This is a genomic window from Paenibacillus sp. J31R34 (assembly GCF_059383715.1).
Map to the genome: position 1 here is coordinate 638,545 of NZ_JBXENU010000001.1, position 20,976 is coordinate 659,520.

General features: G+C 47.4%; 22 protein-coding genes. 21 read left to right on the top strand and 1 reads right to left on the bottom strand.

Annotated elements, in window-relative coordinates:
• The first annotated feature begins 14 nt into the window (after positions 1 to 14).
• From mutL to AC50YG_RS02785, 17 genes are all read left to right on the top strand, one after another.
• Complete coding sequence (mutL, locus tag AC50YG_RS02705) at positions 15 to 2,174, top strand: DNA mismatch repair endonuclease MutL (RefSeq protein ID WP_494824535.1); 2,160 nt, start codon at positions 15 to 17, stop codon at positions 2,172 to 2,174.
• Positions 2,171 to 2,962, top strand: coding sequence for a class I SAM-dependent methyltransferase (locus AC50YG_RS02710; RefSeq protein ID WP_494824537.1), 792 nt, complete (start codon positions 2,171 to 2,173; stop codon positions 2,960 to 2,962). The genes mutL and AC50YG_RS02710 overlap by 4 nt, the downstream gene beginning before the upstream one ends.
• Entirely contained in the window at positions 2,943 to 3,965 is a 1,023-nt protein-coding gene (gene miaA / locus AC50YG_RS02715; RefSeq protein ID WP_494824539.1) for a tRNA (adenosine(37)-N6)-dimethylallyltransferase MiaA, read from the top strand. Before AC50YG_RS02710 ends, miaA begins: the two co-directional genes overlap by 20 nt.
• Positions 3,962 to 4,204: an RNA chaperone Hfq gene (hfq, locus tag AC50YG_RS02720; RefSeq protein WP_056028072.1), complete on the top strand. Its 243-nt coding sequence runs from the start codon at positions 3,962 to 3,964 to the stop codon at positions 4,202 to 4,204. The genes miaA and hfq overlap by 4 nt, the downstream gene beginning before the upstream one ends.
• Before the next feature lie 159 nt (positions 4,205 to 4,363).
• Positions 4,364 to 6,892, top strand: a complete 2,529-nt coding sequence (locus AC50YG_RS02725; protein WP_494824540.1) for a transglycosylase domain-containing protein — start codon at positions 4,364 to 4,366, stop codon at positions 6,890 to 6,892.
• Between the two features lie 33 nt (positions 6,893 to 6,925).
• The gene (locus AC50YG_RS02730; protein ID WP_494824542.1) at positions 6,926 to 7,579 is read left to right on the top strand and encodes a peptidylprolyl isomerase; all 654 of its coding nucleotides are present in this window, start codon (positions 6,926 to 6,928) and stop codon (positions 7,577 to 7,579) included.
• 182 nt (positions 7,580 to 7,761) lie between these two features.
• Positions 7,762 to 8,319, top strand: coding sequence for a ribonuclease FAU-1 family protein (locus tag AC50YG_RS02735; protein WP_056028063.1), 558 nt, complete (start codon positions 7,762 to 7,764; stop codon positions 8,317 to 8,319).
• Positions 8,316 to 8,969: a YdcF family protein gene (locus AC50YG_RS02740; protein ID WP_494824543.1), complete on the top strand. Its 654-nt coding sequence runs from the start codon at positions 8,316 to 8,318 to the stop codon at positions 8,967 to 8,969. Before AC50YG_RS02735 ends, AC50YG_RS02740 begins: the two co-directional genes overlap by 4 nt.
• A gap of 181 nt (positions 8,970 to 9,150) precedes the next feature.
• A complete protein-coding gene (locus tag AC50YG_RS02745; protein ID WP_473758455.1) occupies positions 9,151 to 10,134 on the top strand; it encodes an AAA family ATPase in 984 nt (327 codons plus the stop codon).
• Positions 10,135 to 10,169: 35 nt separating this feature from the next.
• Positions 10,170 to 11,462, top strand: coding sequence for a GTPase HflX (hflX, locus tag AC50YG_RS02750; protein ID WP_494824545.1), 1,293 nt, complete (start codon positions 10,170 to 10,172; stop codon positions 11,460 to 11,462).
• A gap of 45 nt (positions 11,463 to 11,507) precedes the next feature.
• On the top strand, positions 11,508 to 12,827 hold the full coding sequence (locus AC50YG_RS02755) for a methionine gamma-lyase family protein (protein WP_494824546.1): 1,320 nt from the start codon (positions 11,508 to 11,510) through the stop codon (positions 12,825 to 12,827).
• A gap of 59 nt (positions 12,828 to 12,886) precedes the next feature.
• Positions 12,887 to 13,297, top strand: a complete 411-nt coding sequence (locus AC50YG_RS02760) for a MerR family transcriptional regulator (protein ID WP_341277890.1) — start codon at positions 12,887 to 12,889, stop codon at positions 13,295 to 13,297.
• A 48-nt stretch (positions 13,298 to 13,345) separates the two neighbouring features.
• A complete protein-coding gene (gene glnA, locus AC50YG_RS02765; RefSeq protein WP_494824548.1) occupies positions 13,346 to 14,674 on the top strand; it encodes a type I glutamate--ammonia ligase in 1,329 nt (442 codons plus the stop codon).
• A gap of 349 nt (positions 14,675 to 15,023) precedes the next feature.
• The gene (locus tag AC50YG_RS02770) at positions 15,024 to 15,665 is read left to right on the top strand and encodes a hypothetical protein (RefSeq protein WP_494824550.1); all 642 of its coding nucleotides are present in this window, start codon (positions 15,024 to 15,026) and stop codon (positions 15,663 to 15,665) included.
• Complete coding sequence (locus AC50YG_RS02775; protein ID WP_494824552.1) at positions 15,658 to 16,161, top strand: accessory gene regulator B family protein; 504 nt, start codon at positions 15,658 to 15,660, stop codon at positions 16,159 to 16,161. The genes AC50YG_RS02770 and AC50YG_RS02775 overlap by 8 nt, the downstream gene beginning before the upstream one ends.
• A complete protein-coding gene (locus AC50YG_RS02780; protein ID WP_494824554.1) occupies positions 16,139 to 16,261 on the top strand; it encodes a hypothetical protein in 123 nt (40 codons plus the stop codon). Before AC50YG_RS02775 ends, AC50YG_RS02780 begins: the two co-directional genes overlap by 23 nt.
• A gap of 1 nt (position 16,262) precedes the next feature.
• The gene (locus AC50YG_RS02785; RefSeq protein WP_494824556.1) at positions 16,263 to 16,643 is read left to right on the top strand and encodes a dipeptidyl aminopeptidase; all 381 of its coding nucleotides are present in this window, start codon (positions 16,263 to 16,265) and stop codon (positions 16,641 to 16,643) included.
• 883 nt (positions 16,644 to 17,526) lie between these two features.
• Here the strand turns inward: AC50YG_RS02785 and lexA are convergent.
• Complete coding sequence (gene lexA / locus AC50YG_RS02790; protein ID WP_046232543.1) at positions 17,527 to 18,147, bottom strand: transcriptional repressor LexA; 621 nt, start codon at positions 18,145 to 18,147, stop codon at positions 17,527 to 17,529.
• Between the two features lie 235 nt (positions 18,148 to 18,382).
• Between lexA and AC50YG_RS02795 the strand changes: the two genes are divergently transcribed.
• The 4 genes from AC50YG_RS02795 to AC50YG_RS02810 all read left to right on the top strand — a co-directional run bounded on the left by AC50YG_RS02795 (position 18,383) and on the right by AC50YG_RS02810 (position 20,955).
• Positions 18,383 to 18,763: a LysM peptidoglycan-binding domain-containing protein gene (locus tag AC50YG_RS02795; protein ID WP_473758468.1), complete on the top strand. Its 381-nt coding sequence runs from the start codon at positions 18,383 to 18,385 to the stop codon at positions 18,761 to 18,763.
• A 358-nt stretch (positions 18,764 to 19,121) separates the two neighbouring features.
• Positions 19,122 to 19,325 carry a DUF896 domain-containing protein gene (locus tag AC50YG_RS02800; protein WP_341277883.1) on the top strand — a complete coding sequence of 68 codons (204 nt, stop codon included), beginning with the start codon at positions 19,122 to 19,124 and terminating at the stop codon, positions 19,323 to 19,325.
• Positions 19,326 to 19,355: 30 nt separating this feature from the next.
• Entirely contained in the window at positions 19,356 to 20,342 is a 987-nt protein-coding gene (locus tag AC50YG_RS02805) for an aldo/keto reductase (RefSeq protein ID WP_473758469.1), read from the top strand.
• A gap of 106 nt (positions 20,343 to 20,448) precedes the next feature.
• Complete coding sequence (locus tag AC50YG_RS02810) at positions 20,449 to 20,955, top strand: hypothetical protein (protein WP_341277881.1); 507 nt, start codon at positions 20,449 to 20,451, stop codon at positions 20,953 to 20,955.
• The last annotated feature ends 21 nt before the right edge of the window (positions 20,956 to 20,976 follow it).

Genomic DNA, 20,976 nt, shown 5'->3' on the forward strand with positions numbered 1-20,976 from the left:
GGAGGAGCATACAAATGGGTAAAATTCTTGTGCTGGACGAGCAGCTCGCGAATCAGATTGCCGCAGGCGAAGTGGTAGAAAGGCCTGCTTCTGTTATTAAGGAGCTGGTCGAAAATGCTGTCGATGCCGGCAGCTCCACAATCGACATCACAGTGGAAGAGGGCGGCTTGAACCTTATTCGTGTTATTGACAATGGCTCCGGCATTCCTGCCGAAGAAATTGAAACGGCATTCCAGCGCCATGCCACAAGCAAAATTGCCACGAGCAGCGACTTGTTCCGCATCGCAAGCCTAGGCTTTCGCGGCGAGGCGCTGCCAAGTATCGCGGCCGTTTCTCGGCTGGAATGCTTGTCTTCTACCGGACAGACCGGCTTAGGCCATAAGCTGTCCATCGAAGGCGGAACGATAACGGCCAGCATTCCGGCTGCTACGCCGCAAGGTACGGATATGACGGTGCGCGACTTGTTTTACAATACGCCTGCCCGGTTGAAATATATGAAGGCGGTGCAAACCGAGCTTGGACATATTTCAGATTATATTTACCGTATTGCGCTTGCGCATCCCGGCATCGCTTTTACACTTAAGCACAATGGCAATACGCTGCTGCGAACGCTTGGTACAGGCGACCGTCTGCAAGTAATCGCTGCTATTTACGGCTCGAATACGGCCAAGGCAATGATGGCGATACAAGGCGAAAGCCCGGATTATGAGCTGTTAGGCTATATTTCCAAGCCTGAGCTGACACGGTCGAATCGCAATGGCATAACCGTCATTGTGAATGGGCGGTATATTCGCAGCCATGCGGTTAATCAGGCGATGCTTCAGGCATATCATACGCTGCTGCCGATTAATCGTTTTCCGCTTGCGATTATTGAAATTGGCATGCATCCGAGCCTGCTTGATGTAAACGTACATCCTTCCAAAATGGAGGTTCGCTTCAGCAAGGAAGCAGAGCTGCGGACGCTCGTTGAGTCGGCTATACAGGCTGCACTTGGCAAGGAGCGTCACATTCCAGGCCCGGATTCTATACATAACCAGAAAAGGTCCGGTCCGGTATTCGTTCAGGGCGCCATGTCCTTTCATCGTCCGGAGCCCAAAGCACCGTCTTCACCAGCGGGAGACAGCAAAGGGGACAAGACGATTGCGCAAGCCCCTTATTCTCCATTTGGACAAGGTGCTCCTAGAGAATTTGTGCCGAAGGATGCGGCGGAACGTTTGTACAAGCCTGCCCAGACTGGAAATGGTATGGCGCGCGAAGCAGGCGCAGCATGGGAGAACATTGTCTCTGAAGCAAAGCATCCCCATGGAGGTGTTACGGCGAATCGTTCGCCGTCGCAAAGCCAAGACGCTCCGCTTCCAGCCGAGCCTTCCTGGATTCGTCAAGACGCGGCTAGCATGGCTAGCTCGCAGACTGTCGCAGACGGAAACGAGCCCGGCAACGGATTGGAAGGCATAGGGGCAGCAACTGCCGATTTAAGCAGTGAAGCTGCTGCCTCTGTTCATACGGCCTCCTTGCCCGACATGAATCTTGGACAAGGCAGCCAAGCGCCAGCAGCTCCGGAGCAGCCTTCAGCAGCGAATGAAGCGGGTTTTCCCGAGCTGCATTGGATTGGCCAACTGCATGGCACGTATATTGTGGCACAATCGGAGGAAGGACTGTATTTAATTGACCAGCATGCGGCGCATGAGCGAATCAATTATGAATATTATTATGCCAAGTTTGGCATGCCCGAGGCTGCAAGCCAGCAGCTGCTAGTGCCGCTTACGCTGGAGTTTACACCGGGTGAGGCAGAGCAGTTGCGCGGCATGCTGCCGTTATTTAATGAAGCGGGCGTCGAGCTTGAGCCATTTGGCTCCCAAACTTTTCTTGTTCGGGCCTACCCGCAGTGGCTGCCGGATGGCGAGGAGAAGGACATTATTGAAGAAATGGCGGATCTGCTGCTCACCGAGCGCAAATCGATCAATATTGCCAAGCTGCGCGAGAAGGCTGCTATTATGTGTTCGTGCAAAGCATCGATTAAAGCTAATGACAGGCTTACGCGGGAAGAGGGCGAAGCACTGCTCTCAAGGCTTGGAGCGTGCCATCAACCGTATACCTGTCCGCATGGACGCCCGATAGTCGTGCATATGTCCACCTATCAGCTTGAAAAAATGTTTAAGCGGGTGATGTCATGATCGTAACGACCGCCGATCGTCCATCTGAGGCGACGGTAGCCAAGGCGAGAAGAATTGCAGGTGAACTCTCCGTTCCTTATCGGGCGAGGGGGAGAATGACGCTGCGGCAAATCGGCGCCGAGATGGCCGAGATTCGCCTGTTTGTTGTGACGGATCGCGAAGTCAGGTATTATGAAGGACAGACGGATACGCCGTTATTTTTTCACCCTAGCATGGCTTTTGTAAGAGTCAAGCGGCTTCGAAGGGGAGAAACAGATCCGCTCATCATGCTCTCCCGCTGCGAGGAAGGCGATACAGTTGTAGATTGTACAGCTGGACTTGCCTCTGATTCTCTCGTATTCGCTTATGCGGCGGGCACATCCGGACAAGTTACCGCTATTGAAAGCGAGCAGGTGCTATGCGCCTTGGTGCGTGAAGGGCTTGCCGTCTATGAATCGGGGCTTGCTGATGTGGATGCGGCGATGCGCAGAATTCGCATGCTCAGCATGAACCATCTGGACTATTTGCGGCAGCTGCCGGATCAAAGCGTCGACGTTGTGTATTTTGACCCGATGTTCCGGCAGCCGATTCATGAGTCGAGCTCGATTCAGCCGCTGCGCCAATTGGTCAATGACAGCGCCTTGTCTTCCGAGGCAGTGGCCGAAGCGCTGCGAGTGGCGCGCAAAACCGTCGTGCTTAAGGAGCATCGCCATAGCGAGGAGTTTGCAAGACTCGGCTTTGAGCGGCGGCATTTACATTCTTCAAAAATTGCTTATGGAGTGATAGAGGTTGCCAGAACAAGAGAATAAGCGGGTAACCGCGCTGGGCAAAAAGCAGCCCTTGCTCGTATTAATTGGCCCTACGGCAGTAGGCAAAACCAATTTAAGCCTGGAGCTGGCCAAAGCTTGGCAGGCGGAAATCATCTCGGGCGATTCGATGCAGGTTTATCGCGGCATGGACATCGGAACAGCGAAGCTTCCTATGGAAGAGCGCGAGGGCATCCCGCATCATTTAATTGATATTCGCGATCCGGATGACCCCTATTCGGTGGCAGACTTTCAGGCGGGCTGCGGAAGCAGCATTGAAGAGATTGCTGCTAGAGGGAAGCTGCCCTTCATCGTTGGCGGCACGGGCCTCTATGTGGAAGCCGTGTGCTATGGCTTTGAATTTTCAGAGAGCGGCTCTGATGAGGCCTTTCGCCAGGAGCAGGAGCAGTTCGCTTTAGCGCACGGCGCCGAGGCGCTGCATGCGAGGCTCGCGCTCATTGATCCAAAGTCCGCGGAGCGTTTGCATCCAAATGACCAAAGGCGCGTTATACGTGCGCTTGAAGTGTTTCATTTAACAGGCATCAAGCAATCTGAGCAGCTCGAGGGTCAGAAAAAAGAATCCCCGTACGAATTGTGTATCGTCGGGCTGACGATGGATCGGGCGGAGCTGTACCGCCGGATTGAGCTGAGAATTGACCAGATGCTGGAGCAGGGGCTGGTCGAGGAAGTGAAGGCGCTGCTTTCGCGCGGCGTTCCGCCTCATGCAGTAGCTATGCAGGGACTCGGCTATAAGGAAATAGCGTCATTTTTACGGGGAGAATGTACGCTTGAGGCTGCGGTAACTTTGCTTAAACGGGACACGAGACGCTTTGCCAAGCGCCAATTGTCATGGTTTCGTCACATGAAAGATATCGAATGGATCGATATGGGGGAAAATTTTCACAACAATTTACATCGGATTCATGGTATAATAGCAGGAAAGTTTCAAGTCCATCTTGAATATACTTCTAATCAATCATTAGTAGTCGGAGGTAACGTCCAATGAACAAATCCATCAACATTCAAGATACGTTCTTGAACCAATTGCGTAAAGATAACATTCCTGTTACAGTTTTCCTGATGAACGGGTTCCAAATCCGGGGCGTTATTAAAGCGTTTGACAACTTCACCATTATTATTGACAGCGAAGGCCGTCAACAAATGGTGTACAAGCATGCCATTTCGACGTTTACTCCGCAGCGAAATGTATCTCTCATGCAGGACAACAGCAGCTCTGACTCGTAAGGCGCACGCCATTAGTGAAACTTTCTAATAGCGTTCTGCGTTTAACTAGATAGCGGAAGGAAAGGGCAGCCCGCTTTAACAGGGGTTGTCCTTTTCATTCCGGGGGTATAAATAAGAAGACAGATAGCTTCTAGGAAGAAGCGCAGGAGGGGAGTCACAATGGCTGATCGCAGGCAAAGAACACAACCTGAGAAGAAAAAAGGGCCTAAGAAGAAAAGAAGAATGTCGGGGAAAACGTGGTTTTTCCTGTTGTTTTTCACTGTAGTTATTGCTATCGTGTGCGGTATCATCGGGTATTCGCTTATTATTTTGAACGGTGAGCGAATGCTTAAGGAAAGAGCCGATATGATGGTTATGGGCGAAGCATCCATTGTCTACGATGCGAATGGAGATGAAATTTCGCGATTGTCCACAGCAGAAGAAAATCGTGAAATTGCCGAATATGATGAAATTCCGAAGGAAATGATGAATGCCCTTGTAGCGACAGAGGATCAGCGTTTTTACGAGCATGCCGGCATCGACTTTTTTGCGATTGGAAGGGCACTCGTCAAGGACATTATCGCTCGCAGCGCGGTTGAGGGCGGAAGTACGATTACTCAGCAGCTAGCTAAAAATATGTTTTTATCCTCGGATAAAACGTTGTTCCGGAAAGCGACGGAAGCATCCATTGCCGTAGCTTTGGAAAACAACAAGACGAAGGAAGAAATATTGACGCTTTATTTAAATCGGATTTACTTTGGCAAAGGGGTTTACGGCGTCAAGGGAGCTGCAAAATATTATTTCAACAGCGAGCTGAAGGACTTGAAGCTATGGCAAATGGCTACGCTTGCCGGAATGCCGAAAGCGCCAAGCCGCTACAATCCGGTAAATGATGCGGAAGGCTCCAAGACGCGCCGCGGAGTTGTGCTTCAGCTGATGTATGATCAGGGCTACATTACGAAGGACGAAATGGATGAGGCGAAGGCCGTCGATTATGTGACTCCGCCTACAGTAGAACAAAGCAAGGACGAGCCTTATAAAGCGTTCGTTGATTACGCAGTAGAAGAAGCATTGAGAGTTATGCCGGATATGACCGAAACGGACCTGCGCATCGGCGGTTACCGGATCTATACGACGCTCAATCCAACAGCGCAAACAGTCGTCGAAAAAGAATTTGCCGACGATTCCAACTTTGAGGAAAGCGTTGACGACAAGAAGGTTCAGGGAGCAATGGTCATTATCGACCATCGGGACGGGGCCATCCAGGCTATTGCAGGCGGCCGTGATTACGAACGCAAAGGCTTGAACCGCGTGGAATTGCCGCGGCAGCCGGGATCAGCGTTCAAGCCGATTACTTCTTACGGCCCGGCACTGGAAACCGGTCAATATTTTCCATGGACCGTTCTGAAAAATGATAAAACCTGCTTCGGCAACTATTGCCCTAAAGATTCAAGAGGCGCAACGCCGATTACGATGCAGGAGGCGGTTAAGCATTCCCGCAACTTGCCTGCCGTATGGACGCTAAATGAAATTGGCGTTAGCAACGGTGTGAAATTTGCGACAAAGCTTGGTTTTGAACTGAGCGACCAGGATCGCAATCTTGCGATTGCGCTCGGCGGATTGACGGAAGGTGTTACACCGCTGCAGATGGCGACGGCTTACAGTACTTTTGCCAATAGCGGCCAAACCGTTGACTCACATACGATTAGAGAAATTACGACGAGCAGCAATACGGCTGTCTATACGTATAAAGCTCCGTCAGCAGACCAGGTAATGAATGCTGATAGCGCTTGGTACATGACGGAAATGCTGCAGACGGTTGTCCAATCTGGCGGTACGGGAACTGGTGCGGCAATAGATCGCCCCGTCGCCGGCAAGACGGGTACGACTCAGCATGGTATTCCAGGCTTTAACTCCAGCGCAAACCGTGACGCTTGGTTTGTAGGCTACACGCCGGAGTGGACTGCCGCCGTATGGATGGGGTACGATCGAACGGATGAGCAGCATGTGCTCAAGAAGAGCAGTGCCCAGTCGGCTGCCATGTTCTCCAAGGTGATGAAGCAGGCGATGGCAGACATGCCGAAGTCCAGCTTTAAGAAGCCGCAGGGCGTGAAAGAGCCAGTTAAAGATGTAGGTGCAGTAACGAATTTTAATGCTGTGTTTGTTCCAGAGCAAATGAAAGTTGCTTTGTCATGGCAAGGTGCAGCTAGCAGCAACATTTCGTATAAGGTTTATCGCAAAGCGATGGACCAAGCAGATTTCAGCTTGTTTGTTGATGCTGCTGGTACAACGGTTGATGATATGTCAGTAGCACCAGGTATGACGTATGACTATTATGTCGTAGCGATCGATGCGGAAAATAACCTGACTAGCAAGCAGTCCGAGACGATAACCGTACAAATTCCCGAAACGGTTATTGATGTTCCAGACGTCCCGATGGACTCCATTGATCCAGATGAAGGTGAAATTGAACTGCCATCCTTCAGTCCTGACAGCGGCATGACGCCAACCCCGACGCCGGGCACGGAGACGCCTCCGGTTGAAACCATTGACCCAGGGACAGTTAGTCCCGAGCCAACGGATAACCCTGCTAGCCCTCCGGTAGAGGAAGGCTGGCAAAATGGCGGCAATGCAGGTGGCGAGGACAATCCGGCGAACGCGACGCCGGATCCCGCCCAAGGGGATGGAACGACTAACGAAGCCGGGTAGCAAGCGGCAATACGTAAGGAGCTGGTTACAAGAATGAGCAGGAAACAGTGGACGGTATGCAGTGCTTTTCTAATGGCACTCCTCATAATGACATTGCTTGCCGGCTGTGGAGCGAAAGGGAGCTTGACCAGTCAAGGAACTGCAGCGGAATCCGGCAATGCCGAGAAGGTGATGCGCTGGGAGCGTATGCCGGAGATGGAGCTGGATCTCAATAAATCGTATACCGCCGTATTTACAACGAATAAAGGGAATTTTACTGTGAAGCTGTACGCTAATGAAGCTCCTATAACGGTAAATAACTTTGTTTTTCTGGCGCGCCATGGCTTCTATGACGGTTTGACGTTTCATCGCATTATTGAATCATTTATGATTCAGGGCGGTGATCCGCAAGGCAATGGCGTTGGGACACCTGGCTATTCGATTCCGGACGAGCTGGACACGGAAATTAAATATGAGCCCGGTATAGTTGCAATGGCCAATGCTGGAAAGCCGAATACAGGCGGCAGTCAATTTTTCATTTGCACAGGCTCCGGCTCCGAGAATCTGAATCAGAACCCGAACTATTCGATTTTCGGAAAAGTCATAAGCGGCATGGATACGGTGGCTGATATAGCGAAGACGCCAGTTGACAATAATGAGCCGCTTGAAGATATCATTATTCAAAATATAGTCATCGAGGAAAAGTAGCTCTGCTATCGCCGTCCCGTCACCGGGGCGGCGATTTTGCAGTTTGGGAAAGGCGAAGCTTGGTTTATTTTTCAAGTCGGGTGGAGATGCGCGGCTGGTTATGGTAAGCTTTTTACAAAGCTATCCTTTACCATCGAAAGCCGTTGCTTCAGGGCTTATCTCAACGGAAAGGTACGTTCCGTATGAAACGAAAATTTTCTGACCGTGCGAACTGGCGTCGCATTTTGCGCAAGAGCTACTCTTGCATCACGCTGGACAATGATGAGTTCCGAGGCTTGGTAACCTTTTACCGCATTCACGAATTGCGTGAGCCGCTTTGGAAAGAGTACAACGGACGTCGGCTGTGTCTGGCCGATCGTGGCTATTTGTGGATGCAGCATTTTCCTCGTGGCGAGCATTTCGTCGTGACGACGATGTTTGATGACAAGGGCCGTGTTGTACAGTGGTACATTGACATTTGCAAGACTCAGGGACTGACGGATCAACAGGTTCCCTGGTTCGATGATCTGTTCCTTGATGTAGTTGTGCTGCCAAGCGGAGAAGTATTTCTGCTCGATGAGGATGAGCTTGAGGATGCGCTGCGTCAGGGCGATGTTACTGGCAAGGAGGCTGCTATGGCACGCAAGACAGCCGGCAGATTGCTTTCCAATATCCGCAATGGGCGTTTCCGTTATTTTACGTTAAGCTTGAAGCATCGCAAAAGCTTGGCGGAGAAGACAGGGGAGTTAAGCGAGTCATGAAGCAAATGCTAAGGACAGGGAGCAGCCGGCGCAAGCGGCGGACGAATAAGCGTCCGGGGCTGCTCCTGTTTCGTATGCTGGCATGGTGTACGGTTGCTGGGGTTTTCTGGTGTGGTTATGCGTTATGGGTCATTAACAGCTATGATGCTGCTAAAGAGAGCAAGAAAGCAGAGGTCGGTATTGTGCTCGGTGCCGCGCTTTGGGACAATGTGCCAAGTCCTGCACTTAAAGAGCGTCTGAACTTTGCGTATAAGCTATATGAGCAGGGCAAGGTGGACAAGCTCATTATGAGCGGCGGTCTTGATGCAGGAGGCGCAGTTGTCACAGAGGCGGCGGGAATGAAGACGTATTTGGTCGATAAAGGCATTCCAGAGGACAAGGTGCTGCTGGAGGATCAATCGACAAGCACATATGAGAATCTGCTGTTTAGCAAAACCATTATGGAGCGCGAAGGTTTTGCGAGCGCTTTAATTATTACCCATCAATTTCATGCGCCTAGAGCATTTGAAATTGCGAAATTTTTGAACTACACATCGGTTGAGGCTGCTGGTACGCCTTCACAGGTGTTGAAGCCGTGGAATGCTGAGGGGCGTGAGGTTTTAGCATACACGAAATGGAAGCTTGATGCCCTGATGCTCTGGTTAGGCTGACCATATGACAGCTATAGTTATAAAATCTGTTAATAGGACCGTTTATGCCTGAATACACTTGTAAAGCGGAACAATGCCCAAGCAGCGAGGCTGCTGCTAGGGAGCGGTTTCTGCTTGAATGCAGCGCTATGTATTTGCGCTCATTCCTAACGACAAGTGCGAAGGATAGGTGATGCGTCAGATGAGCGGACATGTCAAATCGGGCACTAATAGCGGACCCAGGCCTTCAAGGCAAATTAACGTTATTCTCAGAAGCCATGAGACGTATGCAGTTGCAGCTTCTGCGCCCCTGATTGAAAGCGAGTCTCTATCAGCGGTGAAGCCTTTGCCTGCGAGCGACCATTTTGCTGAAATTCAGAAAGAGCTTGAGCCGATGGTCGGGATGGAAAATGTGAAAACGCTGATTTATGAAATTTATGCACTACTCTATATAAGCCGCATGAGGACGGAAGCAGGCCTTTTTGGCGGCTCGCATGTGTATCATATGATTTTCAAAGGCAATCCCGGCACTGGAAAAACGACGATCGCCCGCATCGTCGCCAAGCTGTTTCAGAAAATGGGCGTGCTGTCGAAGGGCCATCTGATTGAGGTGGAGCGTGCAGATCTTGTAGGCGAATACATTGGCCACACGGCGCAGAAAACGCGTGATTTGGTTCGCAAGGCCATGGGCGGCGTGCTGTTTGTCGATGAGGCTTACAGCCTTGCTAGAGGCGGAGAAAAAGATTTTGGCAAGGAAGCGATTGATACGCTTGTGAAGTGCATGGAGGATCGGCGCAATGACTTTGTGTTGATTCTAGCCGGCTATCCGGCCGAGATCGATCATTTTTTACTGACGAATCCCGGTTTGCCTTCGCGGTTCCCGATTCAGATTGATTTTCCTGACTATTCGGTGGACCAATTAATCCAAATTTCCGAGCTGATGTCCAAGGATCGTGATTATCATTTGGCTCAGCAGTCCATATTTAAGTTAAGGCAGCATTTAATGACGGAGAAGCAAAATGACATTTTTTCCTTCAGCAATGCAAGATACGTTAGAAACATATTGGAAAAGGCGATTCGCCATCAGGCGGTGCGGCTGCTAAATCATTATGCAAGCGGTGTACCGCCAAAGCAGGAGCTGATGACCATCAGGCCAGAGGACTTCAAATGGGAGCCGAAAGCTTGATGGGAGGCACAAAGAACGATTGAGAGGGTAAACATATGCGAGAAAAGACGCACGATACACAGACTGATATTCAGGATCGCGCTATATTGGTCACTTTGGTCACACAACAAATTAAACGCGGCTCCAGCGATCCGGAGCATTCACTTGAGGAACTGGTTAAGCTTGCCGAAACGGCAGGCGTTGAAGTGCTCACAACATTAACACAAAACCGTGAAAAGCCCGATACAAAATGGTTTATCGGCAAAGGCAAGGCAGAGGAGCTACGTCTGGTTGCCGACGAAATGGGTGCGACAACCGCTATTTTTGATCAAGAGCTTTCTGGGGCGCAGGTACGCAATCTCGAAGAGATGCTGGATGTGAAAATTGTAGACCGGACGCAGCTTATTTTGGATATTTTTGCCCAGCGTGCGGGAACGCGCGAGGGGAACATACAGGTTGAGCTGGCTCAGCTCAGTTACTTGCTGCCGCGCTTGTCGGGACACGGCAAAAACCTGTCGCGTCTTGGCGGCGGCATCGGTACACGCGGTCCCGGCGAGTCCAAGCTGGAGACAGATCGGCGCCATATTCGGGGGCGCATCACTGATCTTAAAGCTCAATTGGATGAAGTTGTTCGCCATCGGCATTTGTACCGCGAGCGCAGAAAGAAATCCGGCATCATTCAAGTAGCGCTGGTCGGCTATACGAATGCGGGTAAGTCGACGCTGCTCCGTCAGCTGACGGATGCCGACGTATACGTGGAGAATCAGCTGTTCGCCACGCTAGACCCAACTTCACGCACACTTGAGCTGCCTAACGGCCGAGAAGTAATTTTGACCGATACGGTTGGCTTTATTCAAAATCTTCCTCACGATCTCGTTGCCGCTTTCCGCGCGACGCTTGAGGAAGTCAACGAGGCGGACTTAGTGCTGCATGTCGTAGACAGCAGTTCGCCCATGCGTGATGAGCAAATGGCCGTTGTAGATCGCATTTTGAACGATCTCGGGGCAGCAGGCAAGCCTACGCTGACGATTTATAATAAAATCGATCTTTGCTCGCCTGAGGAAGCCTACACGCTTCGTTCTGGTGGAGATTCTCTGATCATCAACGCATACAAGGAAGCCGACTTGAATCAGCTTTGCGATACGATTCAAGAAAAGCTTATGGGGGATACCGTTGTGTTTGCGCTGCCAGCCGCCAGAGGCGATTTAATTGCGCTTGCTTACCGCACGGGAGAAGTAATTGAGCAAGAAGTGGATGGCGAAGAGGGAGAACTGCTTCGTCTGACGATTCAGTTGAGCAAACAGGATTATGAAGTGAACGGGCACCGTCTGCATCCTTATATCGTCTAAGGATGCTTTGGAGCCGATCGACAAAAGGGAGAGACTACAGCAGCAATGAACGGAAATAGCGGAGTTGACAATGGACTGAATGGCAATGAAGAAGATTTGGTATGGAAACGGCTTGAGGAGCTTGCTGAGGAAGCAGAGGAGCTTGCAGGCGATCGAATGAAGGCGGTTGACCGCATTGCAGAACGAAATCAATGGAAGGTCATTCAGGCTTTCCAGAAGCATCGAGTAAGCGATTATCATTTTAGCGGCTCAACTGGCTATGGCTATAATGACCGTGGGCGTGAAGTGCTTGATTTGGTATATGCCGATATTTTCGGTGCAGAGGCGGCGCTCGTTCGCCCTCATTTTGTGTCGGGAACACATACGATTAGCTGCGCCTTATTTGGGGTATTAAGACCAGGAGACGAACTTTTGTATGTGACGGGCACGCCATATGATACGCTGCATAAAGTCATCGGCAAGCCGGGCGATGGAAAGGGCTCCTTGCAGGATTTTGGCATCCAATACAATGAGGTGGCTCTGCTGGAAGACGGCGGACTTGACTGGACAGGAATTGAAGCAGCCATTACAGCGCAAACTAAAGTAATCGGCATTCAGCGCTCTCGCGGCTACAGCTGGCGTGCTTCTTTTACTGTGCAGCAAATTGGTGAAATAACGAGCCGCGTCAAGCAGATTAAGCCTGATGTGCTGGTGTTTGTGGACAATTGCTATGGTGAATTTACCGAGCTTTTGGAGCCGACCCAGGTTGGCGTTGATATAATGGCAGGTTCATTGATTAAAAATCCTGGAGGCGGTCTTGCCTCGACTGGCGGTTATATTACCGGTACATCTGCGGCAGTCGAGGCGGCGGCTTACCGCTTAACTGCTCCGGGCATTGGTGGCGAGGTAGGCGCTATGCTGGGGACGCTTCGTTCGATTTACCAAGGGCTGTTTCTAGCCCCTCACTTAGTGGGACAAGCAGTTAAAGGCAGCGTGCTCGCTTCGGCATTATTCACGCAGCTTGGATTTGATACGCAGCCTCACTGGGATACGCCGCGAACGGATTTAATTCAAGCTGTCAAATTTGGCAGCGCGGAGCATCTGATTGCTTTTGTACAGGGTATTCAACAGGCAGCGGCAGTTGACTCCCATGTTACACCAGAGCCATGGGACATGCCCGGATATGAACATCCTGTCATAATGGCGGCAGGAACGTTTATTCAAGGCGGAAGCCTTGAGTTATCTGCAGATGCGCCAATTCGCGAGCCTTATATCGCTTACATGCAGGGTGGGCTTACGTTTGCCCATGCGAAATACGGTATTTTGACGGCATTGAAGCGACTCGTTGTTGAAGGATTAATTGTAATTAAACCTCACACGACTTGACACTTCCTTGGTAGGACGTTAAAATAGATGTAAATGAGCGACTGGAAGGTTGATGTGATATGGCTGACGAGATACGTAGAAATATGGCCTTATTTCCAATAGGCATTGTAATGAAGCTTACTGATTTAACAGCCCGCCAAATTCGTTATTACGAGCAGCATGATTTGATAGTACCGGCTAGGACGGCTGGGAACCAGCGATTGTTTTCTTTTAATGATGTAGAACGGCTGCTGGAAATTAAAGCTTTAATTGAAAAGGGCGTCAACATAGCTGGAATCAAGCAGGTTATGAATCCGGTTTCCAAAGAATCCGACGACGCGACTATTGTTAGTGAGCAATCGGAGGTTACGCGTAAGGAACTGTCTGATGCCCAGCTTCACCGCATGCTCAAGCAGCAGCTATTGGAGAAACGGCCTGGTCAGGCCTCGCTTATACAGGGTCAGCTATCGCGTTTCTTGCACAAGCGCTAGGATGCAATCGTACCATTATAATCAAGCAAACAAGGGAGATGACTTTTAGTGAGCTATACTAAAGAGGATATCAAGAGAATTGCCGAGGAACAAAACGTAAGATTCATCCGCCTTCAATTTACAGATTTGCTGGGAACGATTAAAAACGTTGAAATTCCAATGAGCCAGTTGGATAAAGCGCTTGATAATAAAATGATGTTTGACGGTTCTTCCATCGAAGGTTATGTGCGTATTGAAGAATCTGACATGTACCTTTACCCTGATTTAGATACATGGGTTGTATTCCCATGGGTTGCACAAGATCGTGTAGCTCGTCTGATCTGTGATATTTATATGCCTGACGGCACACCGTTCGCAGGGGACCCGCGTGGTATTCTGAAACGTGCGCTGAAGGAAGCGGAAGAAATGGGTTATACGGCGATGAACGTCGGTCCTGAACCGGAATTTTTCCTGTTCAAAACCGATGAGCGCGGCGAGCCTACAATGGAACTGAATGACCAAGGCGGATATTTTGACCTTGCTCCTATGGATTTGGGCGAAAACTGTCGCCGTGAAATCGTATTAACGCTTGAGGAAATGGGCTTTGAAATCGAAGCATCTCACCACGAGGTTGCTCCAGGACAGCATGAAATTGATTTTAAATATGCAGATGCAATTAAAGCCGCTGACCAAATTCAAACGTTCAAGCTCGTTGTTAAAACGATTGCGAGAGAGCATGGCTTGCACGCTACATTTATGCCTAAGCCGCTGTTCGGCGTGAACGGATCGGGCATGCACTGTCACCAATCGCTGTTCCAAGGCAGCACCAACGTATTTTATGATGAGAGCGACAAGCTGGGCCTTAGCGCAACTGCTCGTTATTATATGGCAGGTATTTTGGAGCATGCTCGCGCAATGGCTGCTATTACGAATCCGACAATCAACTCGTACAAGCGTCTTGTACCAGGTTATGAAGCACCTTGCTATGTGGCATGGTCTGCAAGCAACCGTTCGCCAATGATCCGTATTCCGGCTTCAAGAGGACTGAGCACGCGCGTTGAAGTGCGTAACCCAGACCCTGCAGCTAATCCATATTTGGCACTAGCCGTTATGCTGAAAGCTGGCCTGGATGGCATCAAGAACAAAACGACTCTTCCAGCTCCAACAGACCGCAACATCTACATTATGACGGAGGAAGAGCGTATTGAATCCGGTGTGCCAAGCTTGCCGGTTGATCTTAAGGAAGCGTTGGACGAGCTGCTCCGCAGCGATGTTATCTGCAGTGCGCTCGGCGAGCACGCTCTGGCTCACTTCTACGAGCTGAAGGAAATTGAGTGGGACATGTACAAGACGCAAGTCCATCAGTGGGAAAGAGATCAATATTTGACATTGTTCTAGAAGGTGAAATCCCTTGGCGCTGTAAGCGCTGAGGGATTTTTTTATGGGCAAATATCAGAGGTGAATATAAAAATAGATATTTGAGAGCGAAATAATGAATAAACAATTTGTTGATGTAGGATTGAATATTAATGATAATATAAAGGACTAAGACCGGAGTAGGCTGGGTTAGCTTTGATTTTCAGGTCGAGTGATTAAATTAGTTATTCATTTAGCGTCAAAAATTCTTATTGCCAATATGTACATCATCATGCAATGATGAAATCATAAACTATAATAAAATTTTGCTTTTTAAAATACTATCAAAGACGGTGGCGTTCTGAATACTATTAATTTTTTGATGTTAAGCATGTTTGATGCTCTAGCTGTCGTTGTGTTGATGTTTAAAATTTTTAGGCAGAGTTTATGGGATCACAAATATATAATTGCTCTTTTATGCGCTTTAAGCTCATGCTCATCTTATTTATTTAGGGTTGTGCTTGATATATCTCCTGTTCTGGATATGTTGGCGCAGATTGTGATTTTCCTTCTATTCAATAGGTTCTTGTTGAAGGTGAAAGTTTTTTATTCATGGATAATGGTCTCGACAGGTTTTGGTGTCTTTGTCGCTTTGCAGTTACCTGTTTATTATGTTGCAACGCTGTTCGGCGTTAATGAATCCGTTGCAGCTGAGTCAGGTGTCCCGGGAATCGAATTTATACAAGTTATAACTAATTCGGTTGCACTGATTATAGGTGCTGTTTTTAAACTCTTTAACTTTGGTTTTGCGTTCATTGTAATTCCACCGCATGATTTTGACATAAGGGAAAAGTTTTTCAGTGGAACGAATAGGTTAATTATTGTTACTTCAATTGGAATTGCTGTCACTATTACTATTGCATTGTACATAACTCTTTATTTCGATGTAATCATGTTTATATATCCGATGGTATTGCTTGTCTTAATCGTACTATACTATTTATCGAGTAGAAGGGATCGGGAAGATGATTGAATATTTATCCAGACAAATAGCGCTGTCTATAAAAAAGGCTGATCCGCAGGGCAATGTATCTGTCGATGTAATGGCCTATCAATTAGGCTATTGGTTAAATCCAACGGCGATAGTAGTGCTGACTTTAGTTGTAGGATGGATGACCGAGGCCCTCATCGAGACGATAATAGGTATGCTTGCTTTTTGCGTTTTGAGGCGTGATATAGGCGGTTTCCATTTTTCATCATTAACCAAATGTTTCGCCATTTCTACATTGCTACTTTCAACAATTCCACATATTGTTTTGAATGATGTAACAGCAATAACATTAACAATAATAAGCGGAATGCTATTATTTGTTTTTCGGAGGGAGAAGGGTATCTCTTTATTGCTTGTATTATCAAATATATATCTTAAATCAGATGTAATTGCGCTTGCTTTTTTTATACAGATTTTCTTTGTTATTCTTCAACAGATAGGAGGTGAAAAGGGGCATGAAACAGAAACTTGCTCGTAAATTCTCGGAAATTCTATTTAAACAAGCAGAAAAATCAGCAGAAGGAAAAAAAAGAAAGATTTTCCTTGGGATCCAGCCGGTACCGAAGGAATTGAAGTAGCGTGAGTTCTATGGACATGTCAACAGAGATTTTAGGTCAGCGGGTATACGGAGATGTTATAGATGGAGAACAATTTGATACATTCATTTTATCCGAAGTTATGCTGATTGATGTCTTCAAGCCAAAGAAAAACTATGTCGTTCCGCGTTTCTATACAGTAAAAGGAATCTTTACAGTTATATTAACGCTTGATGCCTGCAAGCAAATATTTATCCCACTTGGCTTTAAATCGCTGGATAGCAATATTCTTGTTAATATCGACCACATCAATTATGTGAAGGTCGAAAGGTTTGGAAACACAGCTTTTTTTGATGGTGGTGTAACGGCAAATGTAATTGGTCGTAAACTTCATTTGGTGGAGCATTTAATTATAAAGGGCTGATGTCTTTAGGTTAGTGAATCAGTCCTTTATACAAAAAAAAGCATTATACAGTGCTTTTTTTGTAATGTCAATAAATTTCCATACTAGTATGGAAATGTTAATGGCATTCGACAAAAATCGACATAACGATGATTTCTTCTGTGTTATATTAAAAATGTAAAACAGAGGGAAACGAATATCATTATAGAGACAGAGATATTAAAACAGAAATGATCGATTTTCAGACAGCGGGGGAAAATGCACTTCACTATATTGTTAAAACAACATGTTTGTGTAGATCCCCGCTGAATTCGATCATCATTTTGAAAGCGAATGATTGATACAACAATAGATTACGTCCTATGACTGACTTTAAAAAGTCGGAAGGGTCGAAACAAAGCGCTACTGATATCTACATCAGTAGCGCTTTGTTTTGGTGTTTTTTATCGATTTATTTTTAATAATAGACAATAAATTACATTATGTTTTTTATAAGGTATATTATAATTAATAAAGGAGATTAAAGCGTGGTGAAACATATATGGAATAAAAGGAAATCGATCTGGTACAAGTATTTGTGGTTCTTCTTAGTCTGGGCGCAAGTTAGGTAGTATGGCGTTGGAGGGGCGACAGTTTGGGAAATATATTTGACAGCTTCTATAAGCACATGGATGCAAAGTGACGGTGACACAAGCATAAGGTGATTTCGGTCTGATCTAGTTATAGGGGGACAAAGCTAGTTGTTCAAGCTATCCGAAGTGTCGTCATACCGAAGCAGTCTGAGTAGGAAGTTCGAGAGCTAGAAAAAATCCTCTGCCTAAATAAAAAAGCTGCATCCAGCCCGTTTCTTATACGGGCAAGGATGCAGCTTTCTTCATGTATGAAGAGTATGAAATATAAACGATTAATGGAAATCCCGGAACAAGCCAATGACTTTGCCTAAAATCGTAACATTCTTCAGGCGAATAGGTTCCATTGTTACGTTCTCAGGTTGGAGACGGATATGATCCTTCTCGCGGTAGAAGGTTTTGACCGTTGCTTCATCGTGCTCAGTCATAGCGACCACAATATCACCGTTAGTAGCGGTTTGCTGCTGGCGCACAATAACGTAGTCGCCGTTATGTATGCCTGCTTCAATCATGCTCTCTCCAATGACATTAAGAATGAATACATCATCATCACCTACATAATGGGAAGAGATTGGGAAATATTCTTCAATATTCTCGGTAGCGGTAATCGGCACACCTGCAGTAACTTTACCGACGATCGGTACATGGGTAACAGCAGGGCGTATAATTCCGTCGACATCTTCCTGGTCCAAAATCTCGATGGCACGTGGCTTAGTCGGATCGCGGCGGATAAGTCCTTTCTTCTCCAGACGGTCCAGATGACCATGTACGGTTGAGCTTGAAGCAAGTCCAACTGCTTCTCCAATTTCACGTACGGAAGGCGGATAACCCTTCTCGCGAACTTCGTTCTTTATAAATTCCAGAATCGACTGCTGGCGATTGGAAGCTTTGGACAACATGATCACTCCAGTTCACGCACTCCATGATGAGTGCGACAAGATTTTTGATTGAAACTTTGATTCAGGCACTGCATTAGAAGCGCAATATGAGTATTTATTTCTCAAATTATAACATGGAACCGCCGTTCGTACAAACATAAGTTCCTAAAAACAAAAGTTCGCATTGTGTGTTGACCACAAACAAATGTTCGTGTTAATATCAAAACAGAACAAATGTTTGGGAGTGAGGGCAATGATCATTTATCCAGAATCCTATCAATCTATTTTTTCAGAGAAAGCGCCTGTTAAGGTGGCAAAGATGAAATCGCAAATCAACATGGCTGCAGTTAGCAACTACGCTTTGAAGTTGGCAGTGTGTCTGGCCCTGTTTATTGTATTGTTTTCTGGTTTTTTATTGGTGCGTACAGAAGCTTCAGTGAATCATGTTGCACCAGCGTCTGCTGGAGAGCAGACGGTAGTAGTCGCACAAGGCGATACATTATGGGAGATTGCACGTAAATATTCGGACAGTTCTGATGATATACGTTGGTCCGTCTTTCAAATACGGGAGCGCAACCAGCTGTCGTCACCAGATATATGGCCTGGGCAGAAGCTGGTCATTCCTTCGTCCTAGTGTCGTTAAGCAAAATATCTCTATGGTATAGAATTGTATAGAACGGTGTCTGCTTGATAGAAATCATATAGCTGAACTTTGGAGCTCAGAAAGTGCCAATACGCTATCTAAAATACAGAATAGATCGGAACAATGATAGCATTATCGTTGTACGATCTATTCTGTATTTAATTACACACCCATTTTCTTGAAATATAGGAAAGTATATGATTTTCTCGTCCTTTCTCTATATTTCCCGGACTGAAACGCGCTGCGCCGCCAAAGGACGGCGACAGCCGTTTCACCTTGACAACAGCGTATTGGTAATGTCAAAGTAGAAAGAGTTTGGGAAAAGTACAGCAAGTGAGGTGAGCAACCAATGGAAGAGCTTATTGCAAGAATTAATGAATTATCCCGTAAAAATAAAACGATCGGTTTGACGCCCGAGGAACTGACGGAACGGGCTGAGCTGCGCAGTAAATATATGGAGCAGTTTAAAAGTAATTTTCGCCAGCAGCTTGATACGATTAAGTTCGTAGAAGATGAAGAGAATGAAGCGGAAGACGAGAAGCCACAGCATTAATCATCTTAATGGGAGAGGCGGGCTTTATTTATGAAATACCAATTGCTTGGACGTAGTGGACTGGCTGTTTCTGAACTTTGTCTTGGAACAATGACGTTTGGCAATACAACGAATGAACAGGATTCGCTTGAAATGATCAATCGTTTTGTGGAACGAGGCGGTAATTTTTTAGATACGGCTAACGTTTATGTAAGCGGACGCTCTGAAGAGATTGTTGGGAAAGCCATTAAAGGGCGTCGTTCGGAGATGGTCGTTGCGACGAAAGTTAGAATGACAACATCGCCTGATATTAATGGAGTAGGCTTGTCCCGCAAGCATATTATGGACGGCGTTGAAGCGAGCCTTAAGCGACTGCAAACCGACTACATTGACTTGTATCAGGTTCATGTATGGGATCATGCTACACCTATTGAAGAGACGCTGCGGACGCTCGATGACCTTGTCACATCAGGCAAGGTACGTTATATCGGCTGCTCCAACTTTTTTGCGTGGCAGCTTATGAAATCCTTAGCTTGGAGCGATGCTAATCGTTATGTACGCTTTGTTTCGCTGCAGCCTCAATATAGCCTTGTCAGCCGTCAGATGGATCGCGAAATGATGTCGCTTTGTCTGGAAGAAAACGTGGGTGTTATACCATGGGCTCCGCTTGGTGGCGGTTTTCTGACGGGCAGGTATGATCGCACTGAGCCGACGGAGGGCAGATTGACTAGCAAAGTAGGCGAAAGCGCTTGGGCAAATCGGGCAAGTGAGCACAATTTTGCTGTTTTGGATGCTGTAGTAGCGGCTGCCAAGGAGCTTGATAAAACACCTGCTCAAGTTTCATTAAATTGGCTGCTGCAGAGGGAAGGCATTACGTCCCCAATCTTTGGAGCCAGTACGCTTGCACAATATGAGGATAATATGGGAGCTGTCGGCTGGTCGATGCCAGAAGAGGTATGGAATCGTCTGGACGATGTCAGTGCGCTTGCCGAAGACTATCCGAATCGTTTTATTGCAAAATTCAAACGCCCGTTTTAACAGAGTGCAGTGAAAGCTATAGATAAACAGTGTCAGTCTGCATCACTTGTCAAACTAGATCGATAAAGCTTGATTTTGTGAGGCAGCATTATAAGGAGGAACGATTTTGTCACGTACATGGGAGCGCAAAGTGCGCCGAAATACGAATCAAATTAACAAAAATCGCAAAAAACAAGGCGGTCCGAGCTTTAAGCCTGCTGGACCCCAGTCAGATCGTTTTGTTGGCCGCAGCTATATTGCGCCGATTTTGCTCCTACTGTTTATTGCCATGTACGTTATTCTTGCACAAATGGACCCGCAATTTAAATTCGACACCTTGCTGGGTGTGACGATTGGCTGTTATGTATTTCTGGCAATTGTGTTTTTCCTGCGGCGCCCGTATATTACAATCGGTAAAAACTATGTTCAAACTCGCAAGCTGACCGGCGACAAGCGTCTAGGTGCAGAAGCGATCAAGACGATTCGCGTACAGCCTGGCTATGTGTCGATTGAACCGCAAAAAGGGTCGACGTGGGCTTTTTCACGAGCATTTCATCGGTATCCAACGGATGAAATCAGCGCGAAATTAGAGCAGTTTGCCAAAGAAAACGGCATAACATACGAACAAAAATAAATCGACCAGGAGAGTCTGTGA

What these genes read in the sequence shown, in the direction of transcription:
- mutL (WP_494824535.1), top strand. Translation starts at nt 15, where the DNA reads ATGGGTAAAATTCTTGTGCTGGACGAGCAGCTCGCGAATCAGATTGCC.
- AC50YG_RS02710 (WP_494824537.1), top strand. Translation starts at nt 2,171, where the DNA reads ATGATCGTAACGACCGCCGATCGTCCATCTGAGGCGACGGTAGCCAAG.
- hfq (WP_056028072.1), top strand. Translation starts at nt 3,962, where the DNA reads ATGAACAAATCCATCAACATTCAAGATACGTTCTTGAACCAATTGCGT.
- AC50YG_RS02725 (WP_494824540.1), top strand. Translation starts at nt 4,364, where the DNA reads ATGGCTGATCGCAGGCAAAGAACACAACCTGAGAAGAAAAAAGGGCCT.
- AC50YG_RS02730 (WP_494824542.1), top strand. Translation starts at nt 6,926, where the DNA reads ATGAGCAGGAAACAGTGGACGGTATGCAGTGCTTTTCTAATGGCACTC.
- AC50YG_RS02735 (WP_056028063.1), top strand. Translation starts at nt 7,762, where the DNA reads ATGAAACGAAAATTTTCTGACCGTGCGAACTGGCGTCGCATTTTGCGC.
- AC50YG_RS02740 (WP_494824543.1), top strand. Translation starts at nt 8,316, where the DNA reads ATGAAGCAAATGCTAAGGACAGGGAGCAGCCGGCGCAAGCGGCGGACG.
- AC50YG_RS02745 (WP_473758455.1), top strand. Translation starts at nt 9,151, where the DNA reads ATGAGCGGACATGTCAAATCGGGCACTAATAGCGGACCCAGGCCTTCA.
- hflX (WP_494824545.1), top strand. Translation starts at nt 10,170, where the DNA reads ATGCGAGAAAAGACGCACGATACACAGACTGATATTCAGGATCGCGCT.
- AC50YG_RS02755 (WP_494824546.1), top strand. Translation starts at nt 11,508, where the DNA reads ATGAACGGAAATAGCGGAGTTGACAATGGACTGAATGGCAATGAAGAA.
- AC50YG_RS02760 (WP_341277890.1), top strand. Translation starts at nt 12,887, where the DNA reads ATGGCTGACGAGATACGTAGAAATATGGCCTTATTTCCAATAGGCATT.
- AC50YG_RS02770 (WP_494824550.1), top strand. Translation starts at nt 15,024, where the DNA reads ATGTTTGATGCTCTAGCTGTCGTTGTGTTGATGTTTAAAATTTTTAGG.
- AC50YG_RS02775 (WP_494824552.1), top strand. Translation starts at nt 15,658, where the DNA reads ATGATTGAATATTTATCCAGACAAATAGCGCTGTCTATAAAAAAGGCT.
- AC50YG_RS02780 (WP_494824554.1), top strand. Translation starts at nt 16,139, where the DNA reads ATGAAACAGAAACTTGCTCGTAAATTCTCGGAAATTCTATTTAAACAA.
- AC50YG_RS02795 (WP_473758468.1), top strand. Translation starts at nt 18,383, where the DNA reads ATGATCATTTATCCAGAATCCTATCAATCTATTTTTTCAGAGAAAGCG.
- AC50YG_RS02800 (WP_341277883.1), top strand. Translation starts at nt 19,122, where the DNA reads ATGGAAGAGCTTATTGCAAGAATTAATGAATTATCCCGTAAAAATAAA.
- AC50YG_RS02805 (WP_473758469.1), top strand. Translation starts at nt 19,356, where the DNA reads ATGAAATACCAATTGCTTGGACGTAGTGGACTGGCTGTTTCTGAACTT.